This window comes from Pseudomonas sp. Pse35, assembly GCF_024519715.1.
In the GTDB taxonomy this organism is placed as follows: Bacteria; Pseudomonadota; Gammaproteobacteria; order Pseudomonadales; family Pseudomonadaceae; genus Aquipseudomonas; species Aquipseudomonas paracarnis.
The window spans coordinates 126,489-149,598 of sequence record NZ_JALJRP010000010.1 but is presented as its reverse complement, the minus strand read 5'-3'; the positions used below and the strand labels follow the sequence as shown (position 1 = coordinate 149,598).

Genomic DNA, 23,110 nt, shown 5'->3' with positions numbered 1-23,110 from the left:
GTCGTTTCGCCACACTCACACCCATCAAGGCACATTGCCTTGCTCCTCAATTTGAAAAGGACCTTTGTATGACCACTGTCTATGAAACCAATCGATCGCTGTTTCGAGTGTCGTGGAGCTCGGTATTGGCCGGTAGTGCAATCGCACTGGTCACCTACCTGGTCTTGAGTGTGTTGGGCACCGCCATTGGCGCCAGTGCCGTTGACCCGATGGAAGCGGGCAACCCGTTGAGCGGTTTTGGCACGGGTGCGGGTATCTGGTTGTTTGTATCGACTCTGGTCGCCATCGCGTTCGGCGCGTTCGTGGCCGGCCGCACCGCGCCGGATCGTGGCGGCCTGCATGGGGTGCTGACCTGGACCTTGACCACCTTGCTCACCACTTGGCTGTTGGCGGGCCTGGCTTCCAGCGTGGTCGGTACGGCCGGCAACGTGGTGGGTAAAGGTCTGTCTGCTGCGGGCAGTGGCATTGCTGCCGCCGCGCCGGGGATTGGCAATAGCATCAAGCAACAGTTGAACGAGCAGGGCATCGAGTTGGACTGGAACAGCCTGCAAGGCCAACTGGATACCTTGCTCAAGCAGAGCGGCAAGGCTGAACTGGACCCTGCCAATGTCGAGCAGAAAGCCGATCAGGCAGCTGTCGATGGCAAGCAGTCGGCTACCGATGCAGCGACCAATCCTGCCCAGGCCGGTGATGAGCTCAAGCAATGGTTCGAACGTGTGAAAGCGTCCGGCGAGCCAGCATTGAATGCAGCGGATAAAGAGGCGCTGGTCAACATCGTCGCGGCCCGCACTGGCAAGAGCAAAGAAGAAGCCACGCAGATCGTCGACAACTATGCCCAGGCTTATCAGCAAGCCATGCAAAAGGTTGATGAGCTGAAAAAGCAGGCTGAACAGAAAGCCCGTGAAGCCGGTGAAGTCGCTGCCAAGCAACTGTCCCGCGCGGCCTGGAGCACCTTGGCCATGCTGCTGTTGGGTGCGGCGTTGAGCTTCTTTATTGGTCGTATCGCGCTGACTACCCGTCGCGTGCCTTTGGCTTAAAGATGTCTGCGGCAAGGACGCCGCCGGTGTGAAGGGGTAAAATGCTGGCATTTTACCCTTATCCCACAAAGGTGACCCTTGAGCGCAGGCAAAGCCGTCGGACTGTTATTACTCACTTCCCTGTTGGCGGCGTGCGGCACCTCGCCGCCACGCACGCCCAACGACCTCTGCGGTATCTTCCGCGAAAAAGACGACTGGTACGACGCCGCCAAGGTCACGCAAAAGCGCTGGGGCGTACCGATCCAGGTGCCGTTTGCCATCATGTATCAGGAGTCGGGCTTTCGCCACGACGCCAAGACCCCGCGTAAATACCTGCTGTGGATCATCCCATGGGGCCGCGTCTCCACCGCTTCCGGCTATGCCCAGGCCAAGGATGAAGTATGGAACGACTACCGCAAAGCCACCGGCCGCAGCGGCGCTGATCGCGAAGACTTCGACGACGCGATCGACTTTATCGGCTGGTACATGGACAAGACCTACACCATCAACGGCGTCTACAAATACGATGCCTACGGCCAGTACCTGAACTACCACGAAGGCTGGGGCGGCTACCGCCAGCGCACCTATGCCAGCAAAGCCTGGCTGCCGCCGGTAGCGAGCAAGGTACAGGCGCGTTCGCAGATGTATGCGCGCCAATATGCCGGGTGCAAGGATGAGTTGGGGCGCGGGTTCTGGAGCCGGTTCTGGCATTGGTTGTAAAGGGTCGACACGGCGACCTCTGAATGCATGCAGATTCAATGTGGGAGCTGGCTTGCCTGCGAAAGCGGTCGTGCAGTCACAGGTGCATTGACTGACACACCGCCTTCGCAGGCAAGCCAGCTCCCACATTGGATTCTGACGCGGCTGTATGCATTCCAGCGAACGGTCCACCATCACGTTGGCCATTTCCCTGCACTTGCCAAACCCCTCCGATTCTGGGAAAACCCCAGCCTTTGACCCTTCAATGAGAACCCCATGAGCAACGACGAACTGCAGGTCACCGACATCCGCCTGGGCGACGGCAAAGCCGTGGTCAAGGGCGCGCTGATCACCACCCAATACACCGGCACCCTGGAAGATGGCACGGTGTTCGATTCCTCCTGGGAGCGGGGCAAACCGTTCCAGTGCGTGATCGGCACTGGCCGCGTGATCAAGGGGTGGGACCAGGGCTTGATGGGCATGCAGGTTGGCGGTGTACGCTCGTTGTATGTACCGGCGCACCTGGCCTATGGCGAGCGCTCGATGGGCGCGCATATCAAACCCAACAGTAATCTGCGCTTCGAAATTGAATTGCTGGAAGTGCTGACACGGGATGATTGAAGAGGTTGAACATGGACGTTGATCCACAGGTGTTGCCTGGCAGTTTCCTCGAAGGCATTCGGGTGGTTGAGCTGCTTGGCTGCGATGAAGCTGAGCTGCAGCAGTTTTTTGAACAGGCGCCGGCTTACTTCATCGCGGTGAATGGCGAACCGGCTACCCCGTCCGAAGCACGGGAAGAATTACGCGGCCAATTACCCGCCGGCTGGCATTGCAGCCGCCTGTACTGGCTGGGTTACCGAGATGCGCAGGGCCACCTGGTCGCCGTGGTGAATATCGCCGCGGATTTGCTCGCCACCGGGGTGTGGCACATCGGGTTGCTGCTGGTGCATGCGCGCTGGCACGGCAGCGGGCTGGCGCAGCGCTTGCACGCGGACCTTGAGGCCTGGGCGGTGGCGAAGGGCGCCCAGTGGCTGCGGCTGACGGTAGTGGTGGGCAATACCAGGGCCGAGCGTTTTTGGCCCAGACTTGGCTATGTACAGGTGCGTACCCGCGAGGGCATCACGATGGGTCGGCAGGTGAATAAGGTGTCTATCCAGGTAAAGGGTGTTGCCAGCGTGAGCATTGAAGACTACGTGGCGTTGGTTGAAAGGGATCGACCTGATACGCCATAGCCAGGGATGTACATCAATCCCATGTAGACGCTGATTAGGCGTGCCGCCGTATCGTTGCGTATGCAGAGTGCCAGGCAGTGAATTTGTAGCTGACACACCGCTATCGCAGCATAGGTATCTACACAACTTCGGCGCGACGCTGGACCTGTGGCGAGGGAGCTTGCTCCCGTGACGGCCTGGCAGTCGACGCTGATCGAGCTGACGCACCGCGATCCAAATGTGGGAGCTGGCTTGCCTGCGAAGACGGCCTGACAGTCAACACAGTTGGACCGTGTACATATCCATTCCTGCGGTAACGGCTACTCAGGGTTCCGCTTTTACAGCGGCTCACTTTTGAAAAGCCGGACTGCCGGCCCAGACAAAAGTAAGCAAAACGCTCTTTCCTGAACCCATCCTGAAGAATCTTCTTATTCACCAGCCTGCCACTTTCCTACGGTTTACTCCGCCAACATCGGGGCGTAAGCTTCGCGCGTTTTCATCAATAGCGGAGACCCTCAGTGGATACTTGTTCGAGTGACAGTCGTCGGCCGGTTTCGGTAACCGGCCTCTACTTGGCAAGGTAACGCGCATTTTCCAGATGCCGTTGTCTCGCCTCATAAAGCGAGAAGCGGCATCCCGGCGGTGGCCAGTCCTGGCACCTGCCTGATTCCCTCTCATCGACGCTGACCAGCACCTGGGTAACGCCTGGATGCTACGGACGCGCCTGCCTGTTAGGGCGGGCGGGCCAGGTTCGGCTGTGCCTGTGTGACGGGCGCGGTGTGGACGGGCAGTACCTGCACGACGGTTTTTCCTCGCGCAGGAGTTACACCATGAACCTCACTTTGCTCAAAGAGTTCTTCGCCGGTTTCCTGCGGACCCGGCATATCGCCCGGCATTTTCGCCGCCTGGCGATGCTGGAGACCGTGACCGATGCCAGCGTCAGCCGCGAAGTACCGCCCAGCCTGGCGCAGACACTGGTGGCCTCTGCCAACCGCAGCACTGTGCAATTGCTGGGCGTGCTGGGCAGCCACGCCGAGGGCTTGAGCACTCAGGAAGCCGACGCCTTGCGCGTGCAATACGGCCTTAACGAAGTCGAGCACGAACAGCCGCTGCCGTGGTGGGTGCACCTGTGGCATTGCTACAAGAATCCGTTCAACCTGCTGCTGACCCTGTTGGCGGTGATCTCTTGGCTGACCGAAGACATGAAGGCCGCCACGGTGATTTTCTCCATGGTGGTGCTCTCGACCCTGTTGCGCTTCTGGCAGGAGGCCAAGTCGAACAAGGCCGCCGACGCCTTGAAGGCCATGGTGAGCAATACCGCGACGGTGCTGCGCCGCGAGTCTGCCAAGCGCATTGAACTGCCGATCAAGCAACTGGTGCCAGGCGATCTGATTGTATTGTCGGCCGGCGACATGATCCCCGCGGACTGCCGCGTGCTCAGCGCCAAGGACTTGTTCGTCAGCCAGGCGGCGATGACCGGCGAATCCATGCCGGTGGAAAAGTTCGCCCACCAGCAGGACGCCCACACGCGCAACCCGCTGGAGCTGGAGAACATTCTGTTTATGGGCACCAACGTCGTGTCCGGCGCCGCCACGGCGGTCATCCTCGCCACCGGCAACAGCACGTATTTTGGTGCCTTGGCGCAACGCGTCACGGCGACGGACCGTGCGACCACCTCGTTCCAGCAGGGGGTCAACAAGGTCAGTTGGTTGCTGATTCGCTTTATGTTCGTGATGGCGCCGCTGGTGCTGTTCATCAACGGCTTCACCAAGGGCGACTGGACCGAGGCGTTGCTGTTCGCGCTGTCGATTGCGGTAGGCTTGACCCCGGAAATGCTGCCCATGATCGTCACCTCGACCTTGGCCAAGGGCGCGGTGTTTCTGTCGCGCAAGAAGGTCATCGTCAAGCGCCTGGACGCGATCCAGAACTTCGGCGCCATGGACGTGCTGTGCACCGACAAGACCGGCACGCTCACTCAGGACAAGATTTTCCTGGCGCGCCATGTGGACGTGTGGGGCCAGGAGTCGGACGACGTGCTGGAAATGGCCTATCTCAACAGCTACTACCAGACCGGCCTGAAAAACCTGTTGGATGTGGCCGTGCTCGAGCATGTGGACATCCATCGTGAGCTGAAAGTCGGTACCGCGTTCCACAAGGTCGACGAGATCCCATTCGACTTCAACCGCCGCCGCATGTCGGTGGTGGTGGCCGAGGAGCACCAACCGCACCTGTTGATCTGCAAAGGGGCGGTGGAGGAAATTTTGTCGGTATGCAATCGCGTGCGTCATGGTGACGTCGATGAGGCACTGACCGACGAACTGCTGGCGCGCATTCGCCAGGTGACCGCGGCCTTTAACGAAGAAGGGCTGCGGGTGGTGGCGGTAGCGGCGCAGCCGATGCCGGCAGGACGTGACACCTACACCCTGGCCGATGAAAACAACCTGACGCTGATCGGCTACGTGGCGTTTCTCGACCCGCCCAAGGAAAGCACCGCGCCCGCCCTCAAGGCCCTGAAGGCCCACGGCGTGGCGGTGAAAGTGTTGACCGGCGACAACGAACTGGTCACGGCGAAGATCTGCCGCGAAGTGGGCCTGGAGCAACAAGGCTTGCTGATGGGCAACGACATCGAGTCGATGAGCGACGCCGAACTGGCCCTGGCCGTGGAAACCACCAATGTGTTTGCCAAGCTCACGCCCAGCCACAAGGAACGCATCGTGCGGCTGCTCAAGGCCAACGGACATGTGGTCGGCTTTATGGGCGATGGCATCAACGATGCTCCGGCGCTGCGCACGGCGGATATCGGGATTTCGGTGGACAGTGCGGTGGACATCGCCAAGGAAGCGGCTGACATCATCCTGCTGGAGAAGAGCCTGATGATCCTGGAGGAGGGCGTGCTGGAAGGCCGGCGCACCTTCGCCAACATGCTCAAATACATCAAGATGACCGCCAGTTCGAACTTCGGCAACGTGTTCTCGGTGTTGGTGGCCAGTGCCTTTATCCCGTTTTTGCCGATGCTGCCGATGCACCTGCTGGTGCAAAACCTGCTGTATGACATCTCGCAGATTGCGATTCCGTTCGACAACGTCGATGACGAGATGCTTGCCACGCCGCAACGCTGGCAGCCGGGGGAAGTGGGGCGCTTCATGTTGTTTTTCGGGCCGATCAGTTCGATCTTCGACATCACCACGTTCGCACTCATGTGGTATGTGTTTGATGCCAACACTCCAGACCACCAAACGCTATTTCAATCCGGCTGGTTTGTGGTGGGGCTGCTGACCCAGACCCTGATCGTGCACATGATCCGCACGCCAAAAATCCCATTCCTGCAAAGCCGCGCAGCGCTGCCGTTGATGTTGATGACCGGCGTGATCATGGCCGTGGGGATATTCCTGCCGATGGGGCCTTTGGCGCACTACTTCAAATTGCAGGCGCTGCCGTCGCTGTACTTCGTGTTCCTGCCGGTGATTTTGCTGGCTTACATGGCGCTGACTCAGGCAGTGAAGGGCTACTACATTCGCAGGTTTGGCTGGCAGTAACAGGTTCCATGCAACATCGCAAATCCTGTGGGAGCCGGGCTTGCCCGCGATGACGGTGTATCAGTCGCCAGATTCATTGGTGGTGTACCGCTATCGCAGGCAAGCCAGCTCCTACAGGGGCCTGCGAGTTACCAATGTGCCGCTGCATTCATGGAGATTTCTTATGCAGGCAATCAACAACATCAACCTCAACTCCCTGGTCGACACCGTGGTCAGCCTCAGCGCTGCGTTTATTCTCGGTGGCCTCATCGGGTTCGAGCGCCAGTACCGCCAGCGCACCGCCGGCTTACGTACCAATGTGCTGGTGGCGGTGGGCGCGGCGATCTTTGTCGACATGGCCAACCGACTGGGCGGTGCGGAAGGCGCGGTGCGCGTGGTCGCTTATGTGGTGTCGGGCATTGGCTTCCTGGGGGCGGGTGTGATCATGCGGGAGGAGGGAAATGTGCGCGGGCTCAACACGGCCGCAACCCTCTGGGCTTCGGCCGCGGTGGGCGCCTGCGCCGGTGCCGACCTGATCCTCGAGGCGTTGCTGGGCACGCTGTTTGTGCTGGCGGCCAACACCTTGCTGCGGCCGATCGTCAACAACATCAATCGTCAGCCCTTGGACGTGGTGTCGGCAGAGGTCACCAATATCCTCTATGTCATTGCGCGCCGCAGTCAGCAACAGGCCGTGATGGTGTTACTGGAAGCCGAGTTGGCACGCTGCAACTACCCTGCCAGCGACGTCGACGTGCGACCGTTCGGCAGTGACGAAGTGGAAATCGAGGCCATCCTCGCCGCCACGTCGGTGGATGGCGACGAACTGGACGCGCTGGTGGCGCGCCTCTCAACGTCAACCCTGGTGGTGCAGGCCTTCTGGAGTCCGAGCACCACCGACTGATCCTTATGGGCTGGCCAGGATTGGCTAAGCTTGCATGTGGAAAAATCCTACATGTTGTCCGGATTATCCCTTCGGTTGAAACATCATTGCATTGCTAAAGTTGGGTACTTGCGGCTGTTGCGCCGTTGAGGCCCGGCGTCCGTCGCTCTGTTGAGTTAATTGAAAAGGCCAGACACTGCTTGGTTACCGCTCCAAGGAAGCAGTGCCGCTTGTCGGAACTGTCATTTCTCACAGGTACCCAGGTCCGGCGTGATGTGTAAGGGTATTTTGTCCACATAAGGAAGTTTTATGAGCAAAGCATTAATTGTGGATGACCATCCGTTTATCCGGGCAACGGTCAAACACCTCCTGCAATTGGAGGGGTTTGATGAGATTTTTCAGGCGGGGGATGGCGCTGACGCCATGCAGTTGGCGAGGGAGCAACGTCCCGAGCTGATTATCCTCGACCTGGCGATGCCTAAATTAGGCGGGTTGGAGGTTATCAGCCGCATCAAGGCGTTGGGCTTGCCGTGCAAGATTCTGGTACTGACCTCCTACCTGGCGGTATTTTTTTCTACCCGTTGCATGCGTTCCGGCGCGATGGGGTTCGTCGCCAAGACCGGTGAGCTGGATGAGCTGCAAAAGGCTATCAAAGCGATCATGTCGGGCTACAGCTGCTTCCCCAGTTTGCCGACCAGTTCGGTGCGCCGCGATGATCTGCAAGAAACGGAACGGCAGATGATCGAGTGCTTATCGGACCGTGAGTTAACCGTATTGCAAATGTTGGCCCTGGGGCTGGGCAACAAGGAAATTGCCGAACAGATGCTGCTGAGCCACAAGACCATCAGCACTTACAAGACTCGACTCAAGGAGAAGTTACGCATGTCTTCGGTAGTGCACTTATCCAAGTTTGCCCAGCGCAACCATCTGATCTGAATTGAGATGATCACCACCGCGTTTATAAGGTTCGCCATGATCTTCTGGATGAGCCTGTTACCTCAGATCGCGGTGGCCCTGGATGAGCCCCATGCTTTGCGGCTGTTGGGGCACTCACGTATTGACACCCCGCAAGTGGCACTGGACGAGTCTGATTGGCGCTGGCTGCGCGAGCGGCGCACATTGTTGATGGGAGTTTCTGCTCCCGATTACGCGCCTTTTGACTTGACCAATAACAACGACGAGCTCGAAGGTATCACCGCCGATTTTGCCGCACTGGTGGGTCAGGCCCTGCATATCTCCATAGAGGTACGGCGTTACGATACCCGCGATGAAGTGATCGAAGCCTTGAAGCAGGGGGGCGTGGATTTTCTCGGTTCCGCCAATGGCTACGAAGCGGCCGACCCGCAACTGCTTTTGTCTCGCTCCTACGCCAACGATCAACCGACCCTGGTGACTCGCAGCGGCGATAGCCAGGTGTTGAACGACGACCTGGCGGGCAAGCGTGTAGCGATGCTGTATCACTATATGCAGCCCGACGCCGTTCGGGCGTTTTACCCCCAGGCCCAATTGGAGTTGTTTGCCTCGACTTTCGAAGCCATTGGTGCCGTAGCGTTTGGTCGCGCCGACGTCTATTTGGGGGATGCTATCAGCAGCAACTATCTGATCAATCGCAATCACCTCAACAATGTACGTATGGCGGATTTTTCCGGCTTGGAAGTCAACCCGTTTGCGTTTGCCGTCGCCCGCGAAAATACACGTTTACTGCCCATTCTCAATGCCGCGCTGGAGGCGATTCCCGCCAGCGAGCAGATGGAAATCCTGCGCCGCTGGAGCGGAGGTAACCTGGGGATAATCGGCGTTGACCGGTTGCATTTGAGTGCCAGCGAACAACGCTGGGTGCAAAAGAATCCAAGGGTCAGAGTCGCGGTACTCAATGACTTTCTACCGTTATCTTTTATTGGTGATCAAGGCCAGTTCGAAGGGTTGAGTGCCGAGGTACTATCGCGTATCAGCTTGCGTACCGGCTTGAAGTTCGATGTGGTCCCGGGCGGCTCATTGCCGCGCCAGATCAATATCGTCAGTGCGGGTACGGCGGACATGCTGGCGGTCGTCACGCCTAGCGCGGAGCGTGCTGAAAAAGTGCGCTTTACCCGGCCCTACCTGACCAATCCCTTTGTGCTGGTAACCCGTAACGGTCCCCACAGCCCGCTCACGCTGGAGGACATGGTCGGCAAACGCCTGGCCATGGTGGTCGGCAATGGCCTGCATGAGGACATAGCGAAAAATTTTCCAGGTGTGATGTTTGTCGACGTGGAGAACCCCCAGCAAGCCATGGCGCTGGTGGCCAATGGTGACGCCGACGGCGCGGTCAACTCGTTGATCAGCGCACGTTATCTGATCACCCGGTATTACCGCGACCGCTTGCGTGTCAGCAGCACGGTTGGCATTGAGCCTGCACGCGTGACCTTTGGGGTAAATCGCAGTCAGTTGGAGCTGTATTCGATCCTCGACAAGGCGCTGCTGAGCATCACCCCTCAGGAAATGGACGAACTGATTGGCCAGTGGCGTAGCGAGGTCATCATCGAGGACAGCTATTGGTTGCGTTATCGTAATGTGATTCTTCAGGGCTTTGGGTTGGCGGCGTTGTTGTTGGCCATCACGCTGGGCTGGGCGATTTACCTGCGCAGCCTGATTCGCAAGCGCCTGCAGGCCGAGCGAGCGCTGAGCGATCAGATGCGGTTCATGAGCGTATTGATCGACGGCACGCCGCACCCGATTTACGTGCGTGATCGCCAAGGGCGATTGATGGCCTGCAATAACGCCTACCTCGACGTGTTTGGCTACAAACTTGAAGACGTGATCGGCAGGACCGTAGTGGAAACCGACATCGAAAACCCGCCACAGGCCCGGTCGTTTCATGACGATTACCTGCGCTTGATGGCCGGCGGCGAGCCGCAGATTCATGATCGAATCCTCAAGGTGCCCAACGGCGATGTGCTGACCATTTACCAGTGGATGCTGCCGTATCGCGACGGCGACGAGAAGGTGGTGGGCATGATTGCCGGTTGGGTAGACGTAAGCGAACGGCACCGGCTGCTCGGCCAGCTACAGGAAGCCAAGGACGATGCCGACGCCGCCAATCGCGCCAAGACGACCTTCCTGGCGACCATGAGCCACGAGATCCGCACGCCGATGAACGCCGTGATCGGCATGATCGAACTGGCCTTGAAAAATGCCGAGCAGGGACGGGTCGACCGCGATGCTCTGGAGGTGGCCTCGGTGGCTTCGCGGGGTATGTTGGAGCTGATCGGCGATATTCTCGATATAGCGCGGATCGAGTCCGGGCATTTGTCACTGACCCTGGAGCCCGCCAACCTGCATGAGTTGTTGGCGTCGGTCGCACGCGTATTCGAGGGGCTGGCCCGAGCCAAGGGGTTGGCACTGCAGGTTGAGCTGGACCCGTTGATTGACCAGGCGGTGCTGGTCGACCCGCTGCGATTCAAGCAGGTGGTCTCGAATCTGCTGAGCAATGCCATCAAGTTCACTCCCCATGGGCAGGTCAGTTTGGTCGCGCAGGCGGTGGTCGAGGGCGATCGCTTGGCCGTGCAGTTATGGGTGCAAGATACCGGCATCGGAATCAGCGTCACCGACCAGCAGCGGTTGTTCAGTGTGTTCATCCAGGGCAGCAATAACCAGCAATCGGCACGCAGCGGGTCTGGGCTGGGGTTGGTGATCAGCCGCAGCCTGTGCGAAATGATGGGCGGCCAATTGCACTTGAGTAGTGTGTTGGGGCACGGCACTCGGGTGGACGTGACGTTGACCCTGGTCATGACCGCCACGCTGCCAGCCCCGATTGAGCCTGTGCAAGAGGCGGCGCCTGAGGGGCGCGCGCTGAGCATTCTGGTGGTGGACGACTACCCCGCCAACCGCTTGCTGCTGGCCCGACAGTTGAGCTTTCTGGGCCACCGTATCATCACGGCCGAAGACGGTGTCCAAGGGCTTGAACAGTGGCGAACGGGGCAGTTCGACGGCGTCATTACCGATTGCAATATGCCGTTCAAGAACGGCTATCAGTTGGCCGAGGAGATTCGCGCACAGGAGCGTGAGCGGGGTCTGGAGCCCTGCCTGTTACTCGGGTTCACCGCCAACGCCCAGCCGGAGGAGGCCGAGCGCTGTCGGCAGGCTGGCATGGATGGCTGCCTGTTCAAGCCAACCGGGCTTGACGACTTGCGGGCGGCATTGGCGTCGCGTTCAGTTGGCACGAGCCCGCGCCCCTTGGTTACCTTCAACTTGAGCACCCTGGTTGCGCTGACCGGGGATGATCATGCCGCGCTGGTCGAATTGCTGGCGCCGTTACTCGAAAGCCTGGAGGCGGATCGTGCCTTGCTGCCACGGCTGGCAAGCCAGGCAGACTTTGCCAAGTTGCACGACCTGGCTCATCGTGCCAAGGGAGGCGCGCGGATGGTCAAGGCCAACCCATTGATCAGTGTATGTGAGGCATTGGAGGCGGCGTGTGAACAGCGGGACCGTCAGGCATTGGGACCAGCGGTTGAAAGCGTGGGTGAGGCGATCGATGTTTTGCATCATGGCTTAAGCGCTTATTGCAATCAGCCATGACTGTGGTTGATCGCCTTTCGGAGGATTTGGGAAAGTTCTTACATGAACGGGGAATAAGCCTGATTTTTTCGTCGGCATATGTCTGGAAAATGGGCGACGCTCACTGTCGAGCACTGCCTGCCCAGGGGTTTGCCATGCCGAACAAAGCATTGACCATCCTGATTGCCGATGAACAGCATCTGCAACGCCTGTACATCGAGAAAATGCTCAACCAGTTGGGCTATTACCGGATCGTGCCGGTGCAAACGTTCGAGGAGTTACGGATTCTCACCGCTATTCCTGCCGACCCATTCGATGTGCTGATTATCAATGCGGCGCTGATGGCCCAGGCTTACGAAGCTCAGCCTCAGGTGCGTCATGTGCTGGTCTACGATCACCTGGATCTGGGTGCGCCTTGCGGTGTAACGCCGGTAATACGGGTGCGCCTGCCGGGCGTGCCGGACAACGTCAATCTTGAACATTTCATGGGCATCGTCGACCCCTCGGAGGTCTTCCACGACCTGCGAGTGTTGCCGTGGCTGCGGGAGTTATCCCGCATGCCGGTGGCCAGGGCCTAGCCGCGTCCCTTAGGGAGCTTGCCCCCGCTGGGGCGCGAAGCGGACCCGCTTTTTGTCTAAAATGACGGGGGCTGCACCCCGTCCAGCGAGAGCAAGCTCCCTCCCGGATTTTGATTTTCACCGATCAGTCGGCTTTGCGGTGTTCCCGCAACTGCTCAGCGGCACTGCGTAACAACTGCTCGGTCCCGTCCCAACCCAGGCAACCATCGGTCACCGAAACGCCGTATTTCATCGACGCGCTCAGCGGCTGGCAGCCTTCGAACAGGTGACTCTCAAGCATCATGCCGACCAGCGAGGTATCACCTTGCAGGCGCTGCTCCAGCACGTCATTGAATACCGCCGGTTGGCGCAGCGGGTTCTTGCCGCTGTTGGCATGGCTGCAATCGACCATGATCCGTGCCGCCACCTTGGACTTGGCCAGGTCGTGCTTTACGCCGGCCACGCTTTGCGCATCGTAGTTGGGCCCACGGTGGCCGCCGCGCAGCACCAAGTGGGTGTCGGGGTTGCCGGGAGTCTGGATGATCGCCGGGTGGCCCTGGCTGTCCACGCCGAAATGGCGATGCGGGTGAGAGGCTGAGCGCATCGCATCGCAGGCAATGGCGACGCCACCGTCGGTGCCGTTCTTGAAGCCCACGGGCATGCCCAGGCCGCTGGCCATTTCGCGGTGAATCTGCGACTCGGTAGTGCGTGCGCCAATGGCGACCCAAGTGAGCAGGTCATCGAAGTAGCCGGCGGCCATGGGTTGCAGCAACTCGGTGGCCACCGGCAGGCCCAGGCGCAGCATTTCACGCATCAGTTCGCGGGACAGGGTCAGGCCGGCGGCCATGTCATCGCTGCCGTCCAAGTGTGGATCGTAGGCCAAGCCTTTCCAGCCCACAGTGGTGCGCGGTTTCTCGACGTAGGCACGGATCACCAGCAGCATCTGGTCGCTGACTTCAAGCGCGAGCTTCTTCAGATTGCGCGCGTATTCCATGGCCGATTCCGGGTCGTGGATAGAGCACGGGCCGACAATCACCAGCAAGCGTGAGTCTTCGCCATTGAGGATGGCGCGCACGGCTTGGCGATGGGCGTGGACTTGTTCGTTGAGGAACGGGCTGAGCGGGAGTTGGTGCTTGAGTTCAAGAGCGCTGGGCAAACGCTGGGTCAAGGCTTCATTGGCGCTGTTGAGGGTAGAGACGGGCAAAGCGGCGACGGAGGAGTTCATATTCAAGGCTTCCTGGGCAAGCGGCGGGCGATTCCCGCACGCTTGGCCTACTGGGGTGTTCGACAATTGGCCGTATCGGCTACGTGTGTTGGCTTGCCACCACGGGGTGACCGGTCGGAGGCGGCAGGCTGTCCCGAACGGAGCTGGCTAAATCGCCATGCAGTGCAAGTGTCGTAGCGGTAATAGGTGGCGTAGTTCATGGTGTGATTCCTTTAAGTGAGCGTGAAAAACAAGTTATCAGGCGCTGAAAAAACAAAACCCCCGGTCGGGGAGCCGACCGGGGGTTTAGATTTCTCTGGTAGGCGACCCCTTGAGTAGTGGGCGCCGATTTCAGGTATCAGGCGCGCCAGTGGCTAAACCAATACCCAAAATAAAAGCCGGCCAGTGCGCTCGAACCGTTCACACGGATAGCCGACACCGAGCGCAAGGCGCTGGCAGCAGGGCAAACCTGAGTGTGGGTGAGTGGCAACATGGGGCTCTCCAAATGATGAGGGGAGCTTACTAGAGGCGTGCGGGTGGATTCAATCAGTAATTTCTATTGCGTGGTAGTACTTACCGCTATGGGGTAAGTGTGGATATGCTGATAACTCTCAACCAGTGATTGCCAGGACGCGACCATGACTGCCTTGACCCTTGCTGCGGCGCAAACCGTTTCCATCCCGGGCGATGTCGCTGCCAATATCCAGCGGCACCTGGCGTTGATGCGGGCCGCGGCTGAACAGGGCGTGCAATGCCTGGTGTTTCCAGAACTGTCACTGACAGGCTACGAGCCGTTCCTGGCGGTCGACCTGGCCATCGACCCGCAAGACGCCGTGTTGGCCCCCCTGCGTGAGCTGGCGCGGGAGCTGCGGTTGATGGCTGTGGTGGGCATGCCGGTGCGCTTGGCGCCAAAAACAGGTGTGCTGATCGGCGCGCTGGTGCTTGAGGCGGACGGTTCAGTAGGCGTCCACACCAAGCAGCATCTGCACCCCGGCGAAGAGCTGGCATTTGCTGCGGGGCAGGGCGGCGAGCCTCTGGAATTGGCAGAGGAGCGCATCGCGCTGGCGGTGTGTGCGGACTTTTCCCAGGCCAGCCATCCACGTCAAGCGGCGGCAGCGGGCGCCACGGTGTATGCCGCCGGCGTACTGATCAGCGAGGGAGGCTACGCGGCGGACAGTGCTTTGCTTGAAGGCTATGCGGCCGAGCATGGCCTGTTGGTACTGATGGCTAACCACGGTGGCCCATCTGGAGGCTGGGCTTGTGCCGGTCGCAGTGCGATCTGGACCGCCGATGGCAACTTGCTTGTTGCCGCCCCCGGTGTCGGCGACGCGCTGGTGATCGCCCGTCGCGATGGCGGGCAGTGGACCGGCCAAGTGGTAGCCCTCTGAATGAGGTTTCATTTGCGCCGGGCCATCGAGCAGGACCTGCCGTTTGCCCGCACCCTGACCCAGCAGGCCATGAGCCATTACTACCGTCAGAACGGCTTGTTGTGGTCCAACGACGGCTTCGACGTGGCCTGGGCGGGCCGCGAGAACTGGCTGATCTGCAACGATGACGGCGTCATGGGCTTTATCAGCCTGAGCCGCGATGGCAAGGCCCTGTATATCCGCGAGCTGCACCTGCTGGAATGCTGCCGCAAGCAGGGCGCGGGCACATGGGTGCTGGAGCAAATGGCGCTCAAGGCACGCGTCGAGGGCCTGGGCTTTCTACGTTTGACGGTGTTCAAGACCAACCCGGCAAGAAGGCTGTATCAGCGCCTGGGGTTGAGCATTGTCGGTGAAGAGGATGGCTTCTGGCGGATGGAGCGTGAGTGTCGCGCACTCACATCGGACTAAAACAGGCACGTCCTACAAATAAGCGCATACTGCTGTCAGCTAGTGCTTTGTTCGTTGTGGGATTGAGCTCCCGGCTCATCCACGATAACGCCCTCTTTCATGCCCAGAAGTACCGCCACTTTATGGGCTTCTCCACGCCGTCCCTTTTTGCGCCCGGAGAGCACTTGATACGTGGTTGCCGGGTCTACGCCATGCTCCCGGGCGAACGCTTGAACTGACTTTCCTTGATGTTCCAGCCAGGCCTTGGCTTGTGCAGCAGTACGGATTCCGGGCATAGTTCAAAACCGTTCAAGTTTGTTTAACGAAGTGATGGTGTGACACCTCTTGGGGTGTGCCAATTTAGGATCATACATCCAAATGAGTGGAATCGGTTCGCGCTTAAGGCAAGAAAGAGAGCGACTTGGCCTGTCGCAGAAAGTTTTTGGAGAAATTGGAGGCGTTGAAGCGAACGCCCAAGGCAAATATGAAAGCGGTGGTCGTGCACCCAAGGCCGACTATTTGTCTCGCGTCGCCGAAAAAGGAGTGGATATCCTGTACGTATTGACCGGCAGCCCAACGCCGATCCAGCTGGATAACCTGAGCAAGATCGAAGAAAAAGTGTTGGGCAATTACCGAGCGATGTTCAAGGAAGACCAGGACGCAATCCGTCGCTTGACCAGTACCTTGGCTGAGCATTCATCTGTGGTGAACGGAAAAGCCAAGTCGCCCCCCCCGGAATCCTGACCTTTAGCCCAGGAAACAGGGCTGTTTGCCAGCCGGCGAACAGCCGCAGCACGTTTAATCTCTATATATATGACACTTGCAACTAGGTCTGCGCCTTGGTTTTTTGCTAAGGTGTTCAGCAACCTATAAGACCATATCGCGAGGTGTCTGCTTGATTAGGGTGCTAGTAGTCGATGACCATGATCTCGTTCGTACAGGCATTACACGAATGCTGGCTGACATCGACGGCCTGCAAGTAGTCGGCCAGGCGGAGTCGGGGGAGGAGTTCCTGATCAAGGCCCGGGAGTTGAAGCCCGATGTGGTACTGATGGACGTCAAGATGCCTGGGATTGGCGGTCTTGGTGCCACGACCAAGTTATTGCGCAGCCATCCGGACATCAAGGTCGTGGTGGTCACGGTGTGCGAGGAAGACCCGTTTCCCACCCGTTTACTGCAAGCCGGTGCCGCCGGCTACCTCACCAAGGGCGCAGGCCTGGCCGAGATGGTGCAAGCCATTCGCCTGGTATTTGCCGGCCAGCGTTACATCAGCCCGCAGATTGCCCAGCAATTGGCGATCAAGTCGTTCCAGCCCACCAGCGATTCGCCATTTGATGCGCTGTCGGAGCGGGAAATCCAGATCGCCCTGATGATCGTCGGTTGCCAGAAGGTGCAGACCATCTCTGACAAGCTGTGCCTGTCGCCCAAGACCGTCAATACCTACCGTTATCGTATCTTCGAGAAGCTTGCCATCAGCAGTGATGTTGAATTGACCCTGCTCGCAGTGCGCCACGGCATGGTGGACGCCAGCGCCTGACATGACCACACCGTTTGATCCGAGTGCCTTTCTCTCCACCTGCAGTGGCCGCCCCGGCGTGTACCGCATGTTCGACAGCGAGGCGCGCCTGCTTTACGTGGGCAAAGCCAAGAACCTGAAGAACCGTCTGGCGAGCTACTTTCGCAAGACCGGCCTTGCGCCGAAAACCGCCGCTTTGGTGGCGCGTATCGCCCAGGTCGAAACCACCATCACCGCCAATGAAACCGAGGCGCTGCTGCTTGAGCAGACGCTGATCAAGGAATGGCGGCCGCCTTACAACATCCTGCTGCGTGATGATAAATCCTACCCTTACGTGTTTTTATCGGATGGCAACTTTCCGCGCCTGAGCATTCACCGCGGGGCAAAAAAGCAAAAGGGCAAGTACTTCGGGCCTTACCCCAGCGCTGGGGCGATTCGTGAAAGCCTGAGCCTGCTGCAAAAAACCTTTTTTGTGCGTCAATGCGAAGACAGCTTCTACAAGAACCGCACCCGGCCGTGCCTGCAATACCAGATCAAGCGCTGCAAGGCGCCCTGCGTGGGCCTGGTGGAACCTTCGGAGTACGCCGAAGATGTGCGCCATTCGGTGATGTTCCTCGAAGGGCGCAGCAACGCACTCACCGACGAGCTGTCCGGGGCCATGGAGCAGGCCGCCAGCACCCTCGATTTCGAAAAGGCCGCCGAACTGCGCGACCAGATCTCCCTGCTGCGCCGTGTCCAGGACCAGCAAAGCATGGAAGGCGGCACCGGTGACGTCGACGTGATCGCCGCGTTCGTCAACCCGGGCGGCGCCTGTGTGCACCTGATCAGCGTACGAGGCGGGCGGGTATTAGGCAGCAAGAACTTCTTCCCGCAGACCGGTATCGACGAAGACGTGGCAGAGGTCATGGCCGCGTTCCTTGGCCAGTACTACGTCAGCAGCCCTGAGCGCGACCTGCCGTCTGAACTGATCGTCAACGTGGTGCACGAAGACTTCCCCACCTTGATCGAGGCCATCCACGAGCTGCGCGGCCGCGAGCTGGACATCAGCCACCGCGTACGCGGCACCCGTGCCCGCTGGCAGCAACTGGCCGTCACCAACGCCGAACAGGCCCTGGGTGCACGCCTGGCCAATCGACAGCACGTCGCTGCACGCTTCGACGCCCTGGCCGAGGTCCTCAACCTGGACGAGCCGCCCCAGCGCCTGGAGTGCTACGACATCAGCCACTCCAGCGGTGAGGCCACGGTGGCCTCTTGCGTGGTATTCGGGCCGGAAGGGCCGATCAAGGCCGACTATCGGCGCTACAACATCGAAGGCGTTACCGCCGGCGATGACTACGCCGCCATGCACCAGGCGCTCACGCGGCGATTCAGCAAGTTGAAGGACGGGGAGGGCAAGTTGCCCGATATCCTGCTGGTAGACGGGGGCAAGGGCCAGTTATCCATGGCCCGTGACGTGCTCAACGAACTGGCGGTGCCCGACCTGATCCTGCTCGGTGTGGCCAAGGGCACCACGCGCAAGGCCGGTTTCGAGACGTTGTACTTGAATGATGCCGCCCATGAGTTCACGTTGAAGGGCGACTCACCCGCACTGCACCTGATTCAACAAATTCGCGACGAAGCGCACCGTTTCGCCATTACCGGCCACCGCGCCCGCCGTGGCAAAACCCGGCGAACCTCAACCCTGGAAGGGGTTGCGGGGGTTGGCCCGACGCGGCGTCGCGACTTGCTTAAACATTTTGGTGGCTTGCAGGAGCTCTCCCGTGCCAGCATTGACGAAATAGCCAAAGCACCCGGTATCAGTAAAAAGCTCGCTGAATTGATTTATGCCAATCTGCATAGCGAATAGAATGCCTTCTCACCTCGTAGCCAGTTGTGCCGATGAATATCCCTAATCTGATCACCGTTCTACGCGTCCTGCTTATCCCGATTTTCATATTGTTGTTCTATTTGCCGTATGAATGGAGCTACGTCGCCTCCAGTTCGGTATTCGCCTTCGCAGCCGCCACCGACTGGCTCGACGGCTACCTGGCGCGTCGCCTGGAACAGAGCACGCCCTTCGGCGCGTTCCTCGACCCCGTGGCCGACAAACTCATGGTCGCCGTCGCCCTGGTCCTGCTGGTGCAGGAACACGGCAACCTGTGGCTGACCCTGCCGGCCGCCGTCATCATCGGCCGCGAGATCGTCGTCTCGGCCCTGCGCGAATGGATGGCCGAAATCGGCGCCCGCGCCCACGTGGCCGTCTCCAACATGGGCAAATGGAAAACCGCCGCGCAGATGCTCGCGCTGGTGATCCTGCTGGCCAACCCGTCGGACTTCTCGTTCTGGGTCCTCACAGGCTACGCCTTGCTGCTGGTCGCCGCAGGCCTGACCCTGTGGTCCATGCTGCAATATCTGCGTGCGGCCTGGCCCCATCTGCGAACCACCGTTGAAAAGAAATAAAACTTTTTTGAATCAAGGGGTTGACGGGTGCTGAGGATTCTATAGAATGCGCATCACCAAGCGGGAATAGCTCAGTTGGTAGAGCACGACCTTGCCAAGGTCGGGGTCGCGAGTTCGAGTCTCGTTTCCCGCTCCAAGCATAAAAGAAAAAGCCACTCTAACGAGTGGCTTTTTTTTGCTTGTGATTTACGGAATAGACGCTTAGGCGTCTTTTTTGTTTGTGCGCACAACCGTAGGGGACGCGCTCAAGTTCGTATGTTACCAGATCCGCTCAGTTCGCCTGGGTCGCCAGGCCAACTACTGTTCGCTCAACTTCCCGATGCGCCTCGACGCCTTGGGAGGGTGTCACTTCTGGCACCGATAATCCTGAGTAACGGTGGTTTCCAGGCAGTGGAATTGCCCCATCGTGCGGCACACGGATTTTTGCGCGCCTGCGCGCTCAGCGCGCGCGTAGTTCCAAAACTGGCAGCGCCCCGTGGCAATCGCCAACCCTTGGGACTCCCGGATCTGCGCGTACTCAAACGGCGTCCGTACGTAGAAGAGTTGCACAAGGCCGTCGGACGGGTTGCCGCCGGTGGCCTCCCAATATTTCGGCGTTGCGCAGCCTGCAAAGAGCGGTAGGGCGATGGCGACGATGATGGATTTCATTGTCGAGGACGATCCTTCATGGAAATGACATTTGTCAGGTGTTTTTTTGTTAGCCAGCCTTAGCGTAGGTCGCCTTAAGGCGGCCCAAATTTGACCGACTGGCAGCCACTGGACAGCAGCAACTCGCCTTCATCGGCTTCAAACCCGACAATCTTTCTGTCCTGATCGACGATGATGGAAAGGATGCAGCGATTCGGGTTATTGACGGTTGCCCAATAGTTGGTGTGCACCATCACGTTGCCCTGCCTTTCCGCGCTTTGTGCCACCACCTCATTGCTGTTGTAGGACGTGTCGCGGTACCACTGCATCACCACATGCTGGTCGTCCGCGGTGCGGTCCATTTTTTTGGGTGGACCAAAGAAATTGATGGCGTCCTGCGCCGGGCGGCCTTTCCATTGGCTGCGCGCGTACATTTCCGGGACGGTGTCAAAACTGACGCAGCCGGTCTGCAGCAGTACGAGGGCCAAGGCCAATGCGCCTGTGTATTTCATGTTGATCACTCATTATTCAAGCGTGCCGGTTGGCGCCGGAGGTCATTTTTTCTCAGGTGCGCCCAAGAGGAAATTGAGGTCGCGCATCACGTCCTCGGTGCTGCTCTTCTTGGACTCAATGCGGATCGGCTGATTACCCGGCAACTGATTGAATAGGCCTTGCTGCGTGATCGCTACCAGTTGTGCGTTGTCGATGGAGCCAACGCCCATTGGCATCATGGCGTTGGACTTGCGTTTGCCTGGTGCGCAGGCGAAGTCATAGCCATGCTCCAGCCAGCTCTTGGGCACCGGCACCCAGCGTTTAGGCGCCGGCAGCACCGTGGTGGCCCCGGCGCGCAGGTAGGCGGTGGCCGAGTTCACCCTGAGCTGTCGTTGCGCGCATTGCAGCTCCAGCGTGTAGCTCACGTAGTTGGGGCTGTTGGGACTTTCGAACACCTGCACGACCGTCAGCTGTGTGTTTTGCGGGTCTTGTTGTGTGGCTTTTACCGACTGTGCATCGGCGAAGAACAGGTCTCTGTTAGGCGTGTCGCCGGTGCCAAAGATCATCCACCAATCGGTGGCCAGCGCGGGGGCTGCGCTTAGCGATAAGAGGGCGAAGGTCGAACCTGCGAGCAGGCGCTTTCGCAAACCGAGGGTGATGTTGTTGTACATGGTCAATCGACTCCTGTCGTGGACGCTGGGAGGGCCAAGGCTCAATCAAATGAGCGAGTGGGCACATCCTAGGCAGTGTCATCCGTGGGCTTCAATAACGTGGGCGCAATCAGGACTCGTCCTGCGAGTCCATGCGTTTGGTCTGTAAGAAATATCTGTCACGGACGCTTTCCATGGCATGGGGCGACCGCTGGGCGCCCGCTTGCATCTATCTGCATCACCGGTGCACGAGGTGCCCGCACCGGAGTATCGGGCTTACTTGGTGCAGGTCAGTCGCGAGTACGTCGGCGGCTCAAGCAGGATGCCCGGGGTCATGAAGGTCGAGCAGTTGAATACGCGCCCCTTTGCTGTTGTGGCTTTAAACGTCAGTTCAGCACCGCCCAGGAAGTCTTCCTTGCCTTTGGTCACCGGGCCCATGGTCAGCTCATCCGTGGAGGCGAGGCCAATCGCTTCGGCGGTGACTTTATGCATCTGCAAAACATTGGGAGTGGTGGAGCAGCCTGTTAGCAGGCTGGCCAGTGCGAGTAGTAAGAGGGGCGTCGAGGACTTGGTCATGGGTGTGGCTCCTTGCAGTGGCGGCGGCAGGGCGAGGTGCGACGTGCCGGCCGTGGGAATCTTCGAGGGGCAGGGGATTGCCCTACGGCTGCGGAGTCTAGGAGCGCACAATTGCTCTCACAATCACCTGGAAGAAATCGAGATGGAACCCACGGCAGGCTGTTCTGGGGCTGAAGGAAATCGGCTACAGCAGGCGTGGCTGTCGCGTCGGGGTGGGCTTTGCGGCATAGGAACTGGACCTGATGGACGCCATGTTTATACTCAATGAGTCCGCGTTGTGAATGGGGCGAAGAAAGATATGGCGTTACACAAGGAGCAAGGAATGGTCTTTGAGCAAGGGAAAGAAGCGTGTGCGGGGCGTCGATCAATGACGCTTAGGGCGGTCAGCGCCGAATGTTCCGGCGTGCGTCTGCGGATGTTGTTGAGGGAGTGCAAGATCTCGCCAATGGATTTCGCCCTGTTCTTGAAGGTCACCCCTCAGCGGTTGACCAATTGGTTTTCGCGGGGCATTCCACATGCGTGGCTCGATAGGATTGCACGGTTGCTGAGCGTCAATGCCCAGTGGCTGGGGACGGGACTGGGGGAGAAATTTCGGGCGACAATCGAGTAGCGATGCTCATGCGGCTGGGGGCGGCAGGCTCTTTGGCAGCGTGCCCAACACCGCAGGTACCTCATCGTTCGCAGCTCCATGCTGGCGTCATTGTTCAGGGGTGAGGGTGTTCGGAGCGGCTGGTTTCCCTGACCGCAAACATCAGGCAGCGCACCGCTTCACGATCCTGTTCCGACAAGCAACGGTAATAGCGCACCAGTCGCTCTTCCTCTCGGCTGAGCTGTCGAGGACGCAGGGGTGTACCCGGGACGGTAGGTAATGAAGGAAAAAACGAAGTATCCAGCATGATGGTAGTTCCTCATGAGATGAATGGGGACGTGGGCTTCTTGCCCTGAACAACCGAATACATAACGTTAATTGCTGAAAAGGGCTCGTCATTTTTCGTGGCTGTTAGGATTTTCAGAAGGGGCCGTCGGAAGTAATTGGCAGCGGCGTAGGAGCTATCTCTCCAGGCTGACATCCATCTTTCGATTGGCGGTTGGCGTGCGACAGCGTGCTCAAGTGTTCAATCAACCCAACTGATTCGTCCGCTGTGGGCTGATTTGCATTGACGAAGTGTCAGGAGGCTGTGCGTGACTCCAGGTCTAGTTCGGCTGGCCATCGCACTTTGGGGGCCAAGCGACGCGCGAGATTGAAGGTCACGTCTTCGTTGTTCCAGTCACGAGGTGGGCGGGGAAAAGCGGGCAGGGCTTGCGGGCCTTGTTGCATGAAGAGTTGGGCCATGGCCCAGTACATTTCGCCTTGTTGAATTTCGTGGGCGAAATGAAA

At 59.2% G+C, this 23,110-nt stretch carries 21 protein-coding genes, 1 tRNA gene and 1 pseudogene; 16 read left to right on the top strand and 7 right to left on the bottom strand.

The features are described 5' to 3' along the window. Window positions 1-68: 68 nt before the first annotated feature. From OC445_RS11760 to OC445_RS11720, 9 genes are all read left to right on the top strand, one after another. Entirely contained in the window at window positions 69-1,037 is a 969-nt protein-coding gene (locus OC445_RS11760; RefSeq protein WP_054895757.1) for a hypothetical protein, read from the top strand. 78 nt (window positions 1,038-1,115) lie between these two features. After that, window positions 1,116-1,736 (top strand): lipoprotein, encoded by a 621-nt coding sequence (locus OC445_RS11755; protein ID WP_034127075.1) that lies wholly within the window; start codon window positions 1,116-1,118, stop codon window positions 1,734-1,736. Window positions 1,737-1,991: 255 nt separating this feature from the next. Then, on the top strand, window positions 1,992-2,336 hold the full coding sequence (locus OC445_RS11750) for an FKBP-type peptidyl-prolyl cis-trans isomerase (RefSeq protein ID WP_034127076.1): 345 nt from the start codon (window positions 1,992-1,994) through the stop codon (window positions 2,334-2,336). Between the two features lie 11 nt (window positions 2,337-2,347). Next, a complete protein-coding gene (locus OC445_RS11745) occupies window positions 2,348-2,947 on the top strand; it encodes a GNAT family N-acetyltransferase (RefSeq protein WP_089042766.1) in 600 nt (199 codons plus the stop codon). Window positions 2,948-3,756: 809 nt separating this feature from the next. Continuing rightward, window positions 3,757-6,462 (top strand): magnesium-translocating P-type ATPase, encoded by a 2,706-nt coding sequence (gene mgtA / locus OC445_RS11740; protein WP_054895754.1) that lies wholly within the window; start codon window positions 3,757-3,759, stop codon window positions 6,460-6,462. Window positions 6,463-6,625: 163 nt separating this feature from the next. Then, entirely contained in the window at window positions 6,626-7,342 is a 717-nt protein-coding gene (locus OC445_RS11735; RefSeq protein ID WP_003190369.1) for an MgtC/SapB family protein, read from the top strand. 288 nt (window positions 7,343-7,630) lie between these two features. Continuing rightward, a complete protein-coding gene (locus OC445_RS11730; protein WP_034127079.1) occupies window positions 7,631-8,257 on the top strand; it encodes a response regulator transcription factor in 627 nt (208 codons plus the stop codon). Window positions 8,258-8,263: 6 nt separating this feature from the next. After that, window positions 8,264-11,878, top strand: coding sequence for a transporter substrate-binding domain-containing protein (locus OC445_RS11725; RefSeq protein ID WP_198791586.1), 3,615 nt, complete (start codon window positions 8,264-8,266; stop codon window positions 11,876-11,878). A gap of 134 nt (window positions 11,879-12,012) precedes the next feature. Then, a complete protein-coding gene (locus OC445_RS11720) occupies window positions 12,013-12,435 on the top strand; it encodes a hypothetical protein (RefSeq protein WP_054922070.1) in 423 nt (140 codons plus the stop codon). Between the two features lie 124 nt (window positions 12,436-12,559). On the opposite strand, the gene OC445_RS11715 is transcribed toward OC445_RS11720, so the two are convergent. After that, a complete protein-coding gene (locus OC445_RS11715) occupies window positions 12,560-13,639 on the bottom strand; it encodes a 3-deoxy-7-phosphoheptulonate synthase (RefSeq protein ID WP_072448730.1) in 1,080 nt (359 codons plus the stop codon). A gap of 617 nt (window positions 13,640-14,256) precedes the next feature. Here OC445_RS11715 and OC445_RS11710 point away from each other — a divergent pair. Both OC445_RS11710 and OC445_RS11705 read left to right on the top strand, forming a co-directional pair. Next, complete coding sequence (locus OC445_RS11710) at window positions 14,257-15,006, top strand: carbon-nitrogen hydrolase family protein (RefSeq protein ID WP_198791587.1); 750 nt, start codon at window positions 14,257-14,259, stop codon at window positions 15,004-15,006. Continuing rightward, window positions 15,007-15,453: a GNAT family N-acetyltransferase gene (locus OC445_RS11705; protein WP_054922078.1), complete on the top strand. Its 447-nt coding sequence runs from the start codon at window positions 15,007-15,009 to the stop codon at window positions 15,451-15,453. Between the two features lie 35 nt (window positions 15,454-15,488). Here OC445_RS11705 and OC445_RS11700 read toward each other — a convergent pair whose 3' ends face one another. Continuing rightward, window positions 15,489-15,728, bottom strand: a complete 240-nt coding sequence (locus OC445_RS11700) for a DNA-binding protein (RefSeq protein WP_089042764.1) — start codon at window positions 15,726-15,728, stop codon at window positions 15,489-15,491. An 82-nt stretch (window positions 15,729-15,810) separates the two neighbouring features. Between OC445_RS11700 and OC445_RS11695 the strand changes: the two genes are divergently transcribed. The 5 genes from OC445_RS11695 to OC445_RS11675 all read left to right on the top strand — a co-directional run bounded on the left by OC445_RS11695 (window position 15,811) and on the right by OC445_RS11675 (window position 19,523). Next, window positions 15,811-16,176, top strand: coding sequence for a helix-turn-helix domain-containing protein (locus OC445_RS11695; RefSeq protein WP_089042763.1), 366 nt, complete (start codon window positions 15,811-15,813; stop codon window positions 16,174-16,176). A gap of 151 nt (window positions 16,177-16,327) precedes the next feature. Beyond that, window positions 16,328-16,969 carry a UvrY/SirA/GacA family response regulator transcription factor gene (uvrY, locus tag OC445_RS11690; RefSeq protein ID WP_092488413.1) on the top strand — a complete coding sequence of 214 codons (642 nt, stop codon included), beginning with the start codon at window positions 16,328-16,330 and terminating at the stop codon, window positions 16,967-16,969. Between the two features lies 1 nt (window position 16,970). Further along, window positions 16,971-18,794 (top strand): excinuclease ABC subunit UvrC, encoded by a 1,824-nt coding sequence (uvrC, locus tag OC445_RS11685; RefSeq protein ID WP_019821446.1) that lies wholly within the window; start codon window positions 16,971-16,973, stop codon window positions 18,792-18,794. Window positions 18,795-18,826: 32 nt separating this feature from the next. Beyond that, window positions 18,827-19,387, top strand: a complete 561-nt coding sequence (pgsA, locus tag OC445_RS11680) for a CDP-diacylglycerol--glycerol-3-phosphate 3-phosphatidyltransferase (RefSeq protein WP_003190391.1) — start codon at window positions 18,827-18,829, stop codon at window positions 19,385-19,387. Between the two features lie 60 nt (window positions 19,388-19,447). Next, window positions 19,448-19,523, top strand: a tRNA-Gly gene (locus tag OC445_RS11675). A 209-nt stretch (window positions 19,524-19,732) separates the two neighbouring features. On the opposite strand, the gene yecR is transcribed toward OC445_RS11675, so the two are convergent. The 5 genes and pseudogenes from yecR to OC445_RS11650 form a co-directional block, all read right to left on the bottom strand. Then, window positions 19,733-20,035, bottom strand: coding sequence for a YecR family lipoprotein (gene yecR, locus OC445_RS11670; protein ID WP_054895746.1), 303 nt, complete (start codon window positions 20,033-20,035; stop codon window positions 19,733-19,735). Window positions 20,036-20,109: 74 nt separating this feature from the next. Next, window positions 20,110-20,526, bottom strand: coding sequence for a hypothetical protein (locus tag OC445_RS11665; RefSeq protein WP_054922082.1), 417 nt, complete (start codon window positions 20,524-20,526; stop codon window positions 20,110-20,112). A 42-nt stretch (window positions 20,527-20,568) separates the two neighbouring features. After that, window positions 20,569-21,177, bottom strand: a complete 609-nt coding sequence (locus OC445_RS11660) for a hypothetical protein (RefSeq protein WP_054895744.1) — start codon at window positions 21,175-21,177, stop codon at window positions 20,569-20,571. A 255-nt stretch (window positions 21,178-21,432) separates the two neighbouring features. Continuing rightward, complete coding sequence (locus tag OC445_RS11655) at window positions 21,433-21,732, bottom strand: hypothetical protein (RefSeq protein ID WP_054895743.1); 300 nt, start codon at window positions 21,730-21,732, stop codon at window positions 21,433-21,435. A 1,168-nt stretch (window positions 21,733-22,900) separates the two neighbouring features. Beyond that, window positions 22,901-23,110 (bottom strand): annotated as a pseudogene (locus OC445_RS11650) (DUF6708 domain-containing protein); the annotation flags it as partial.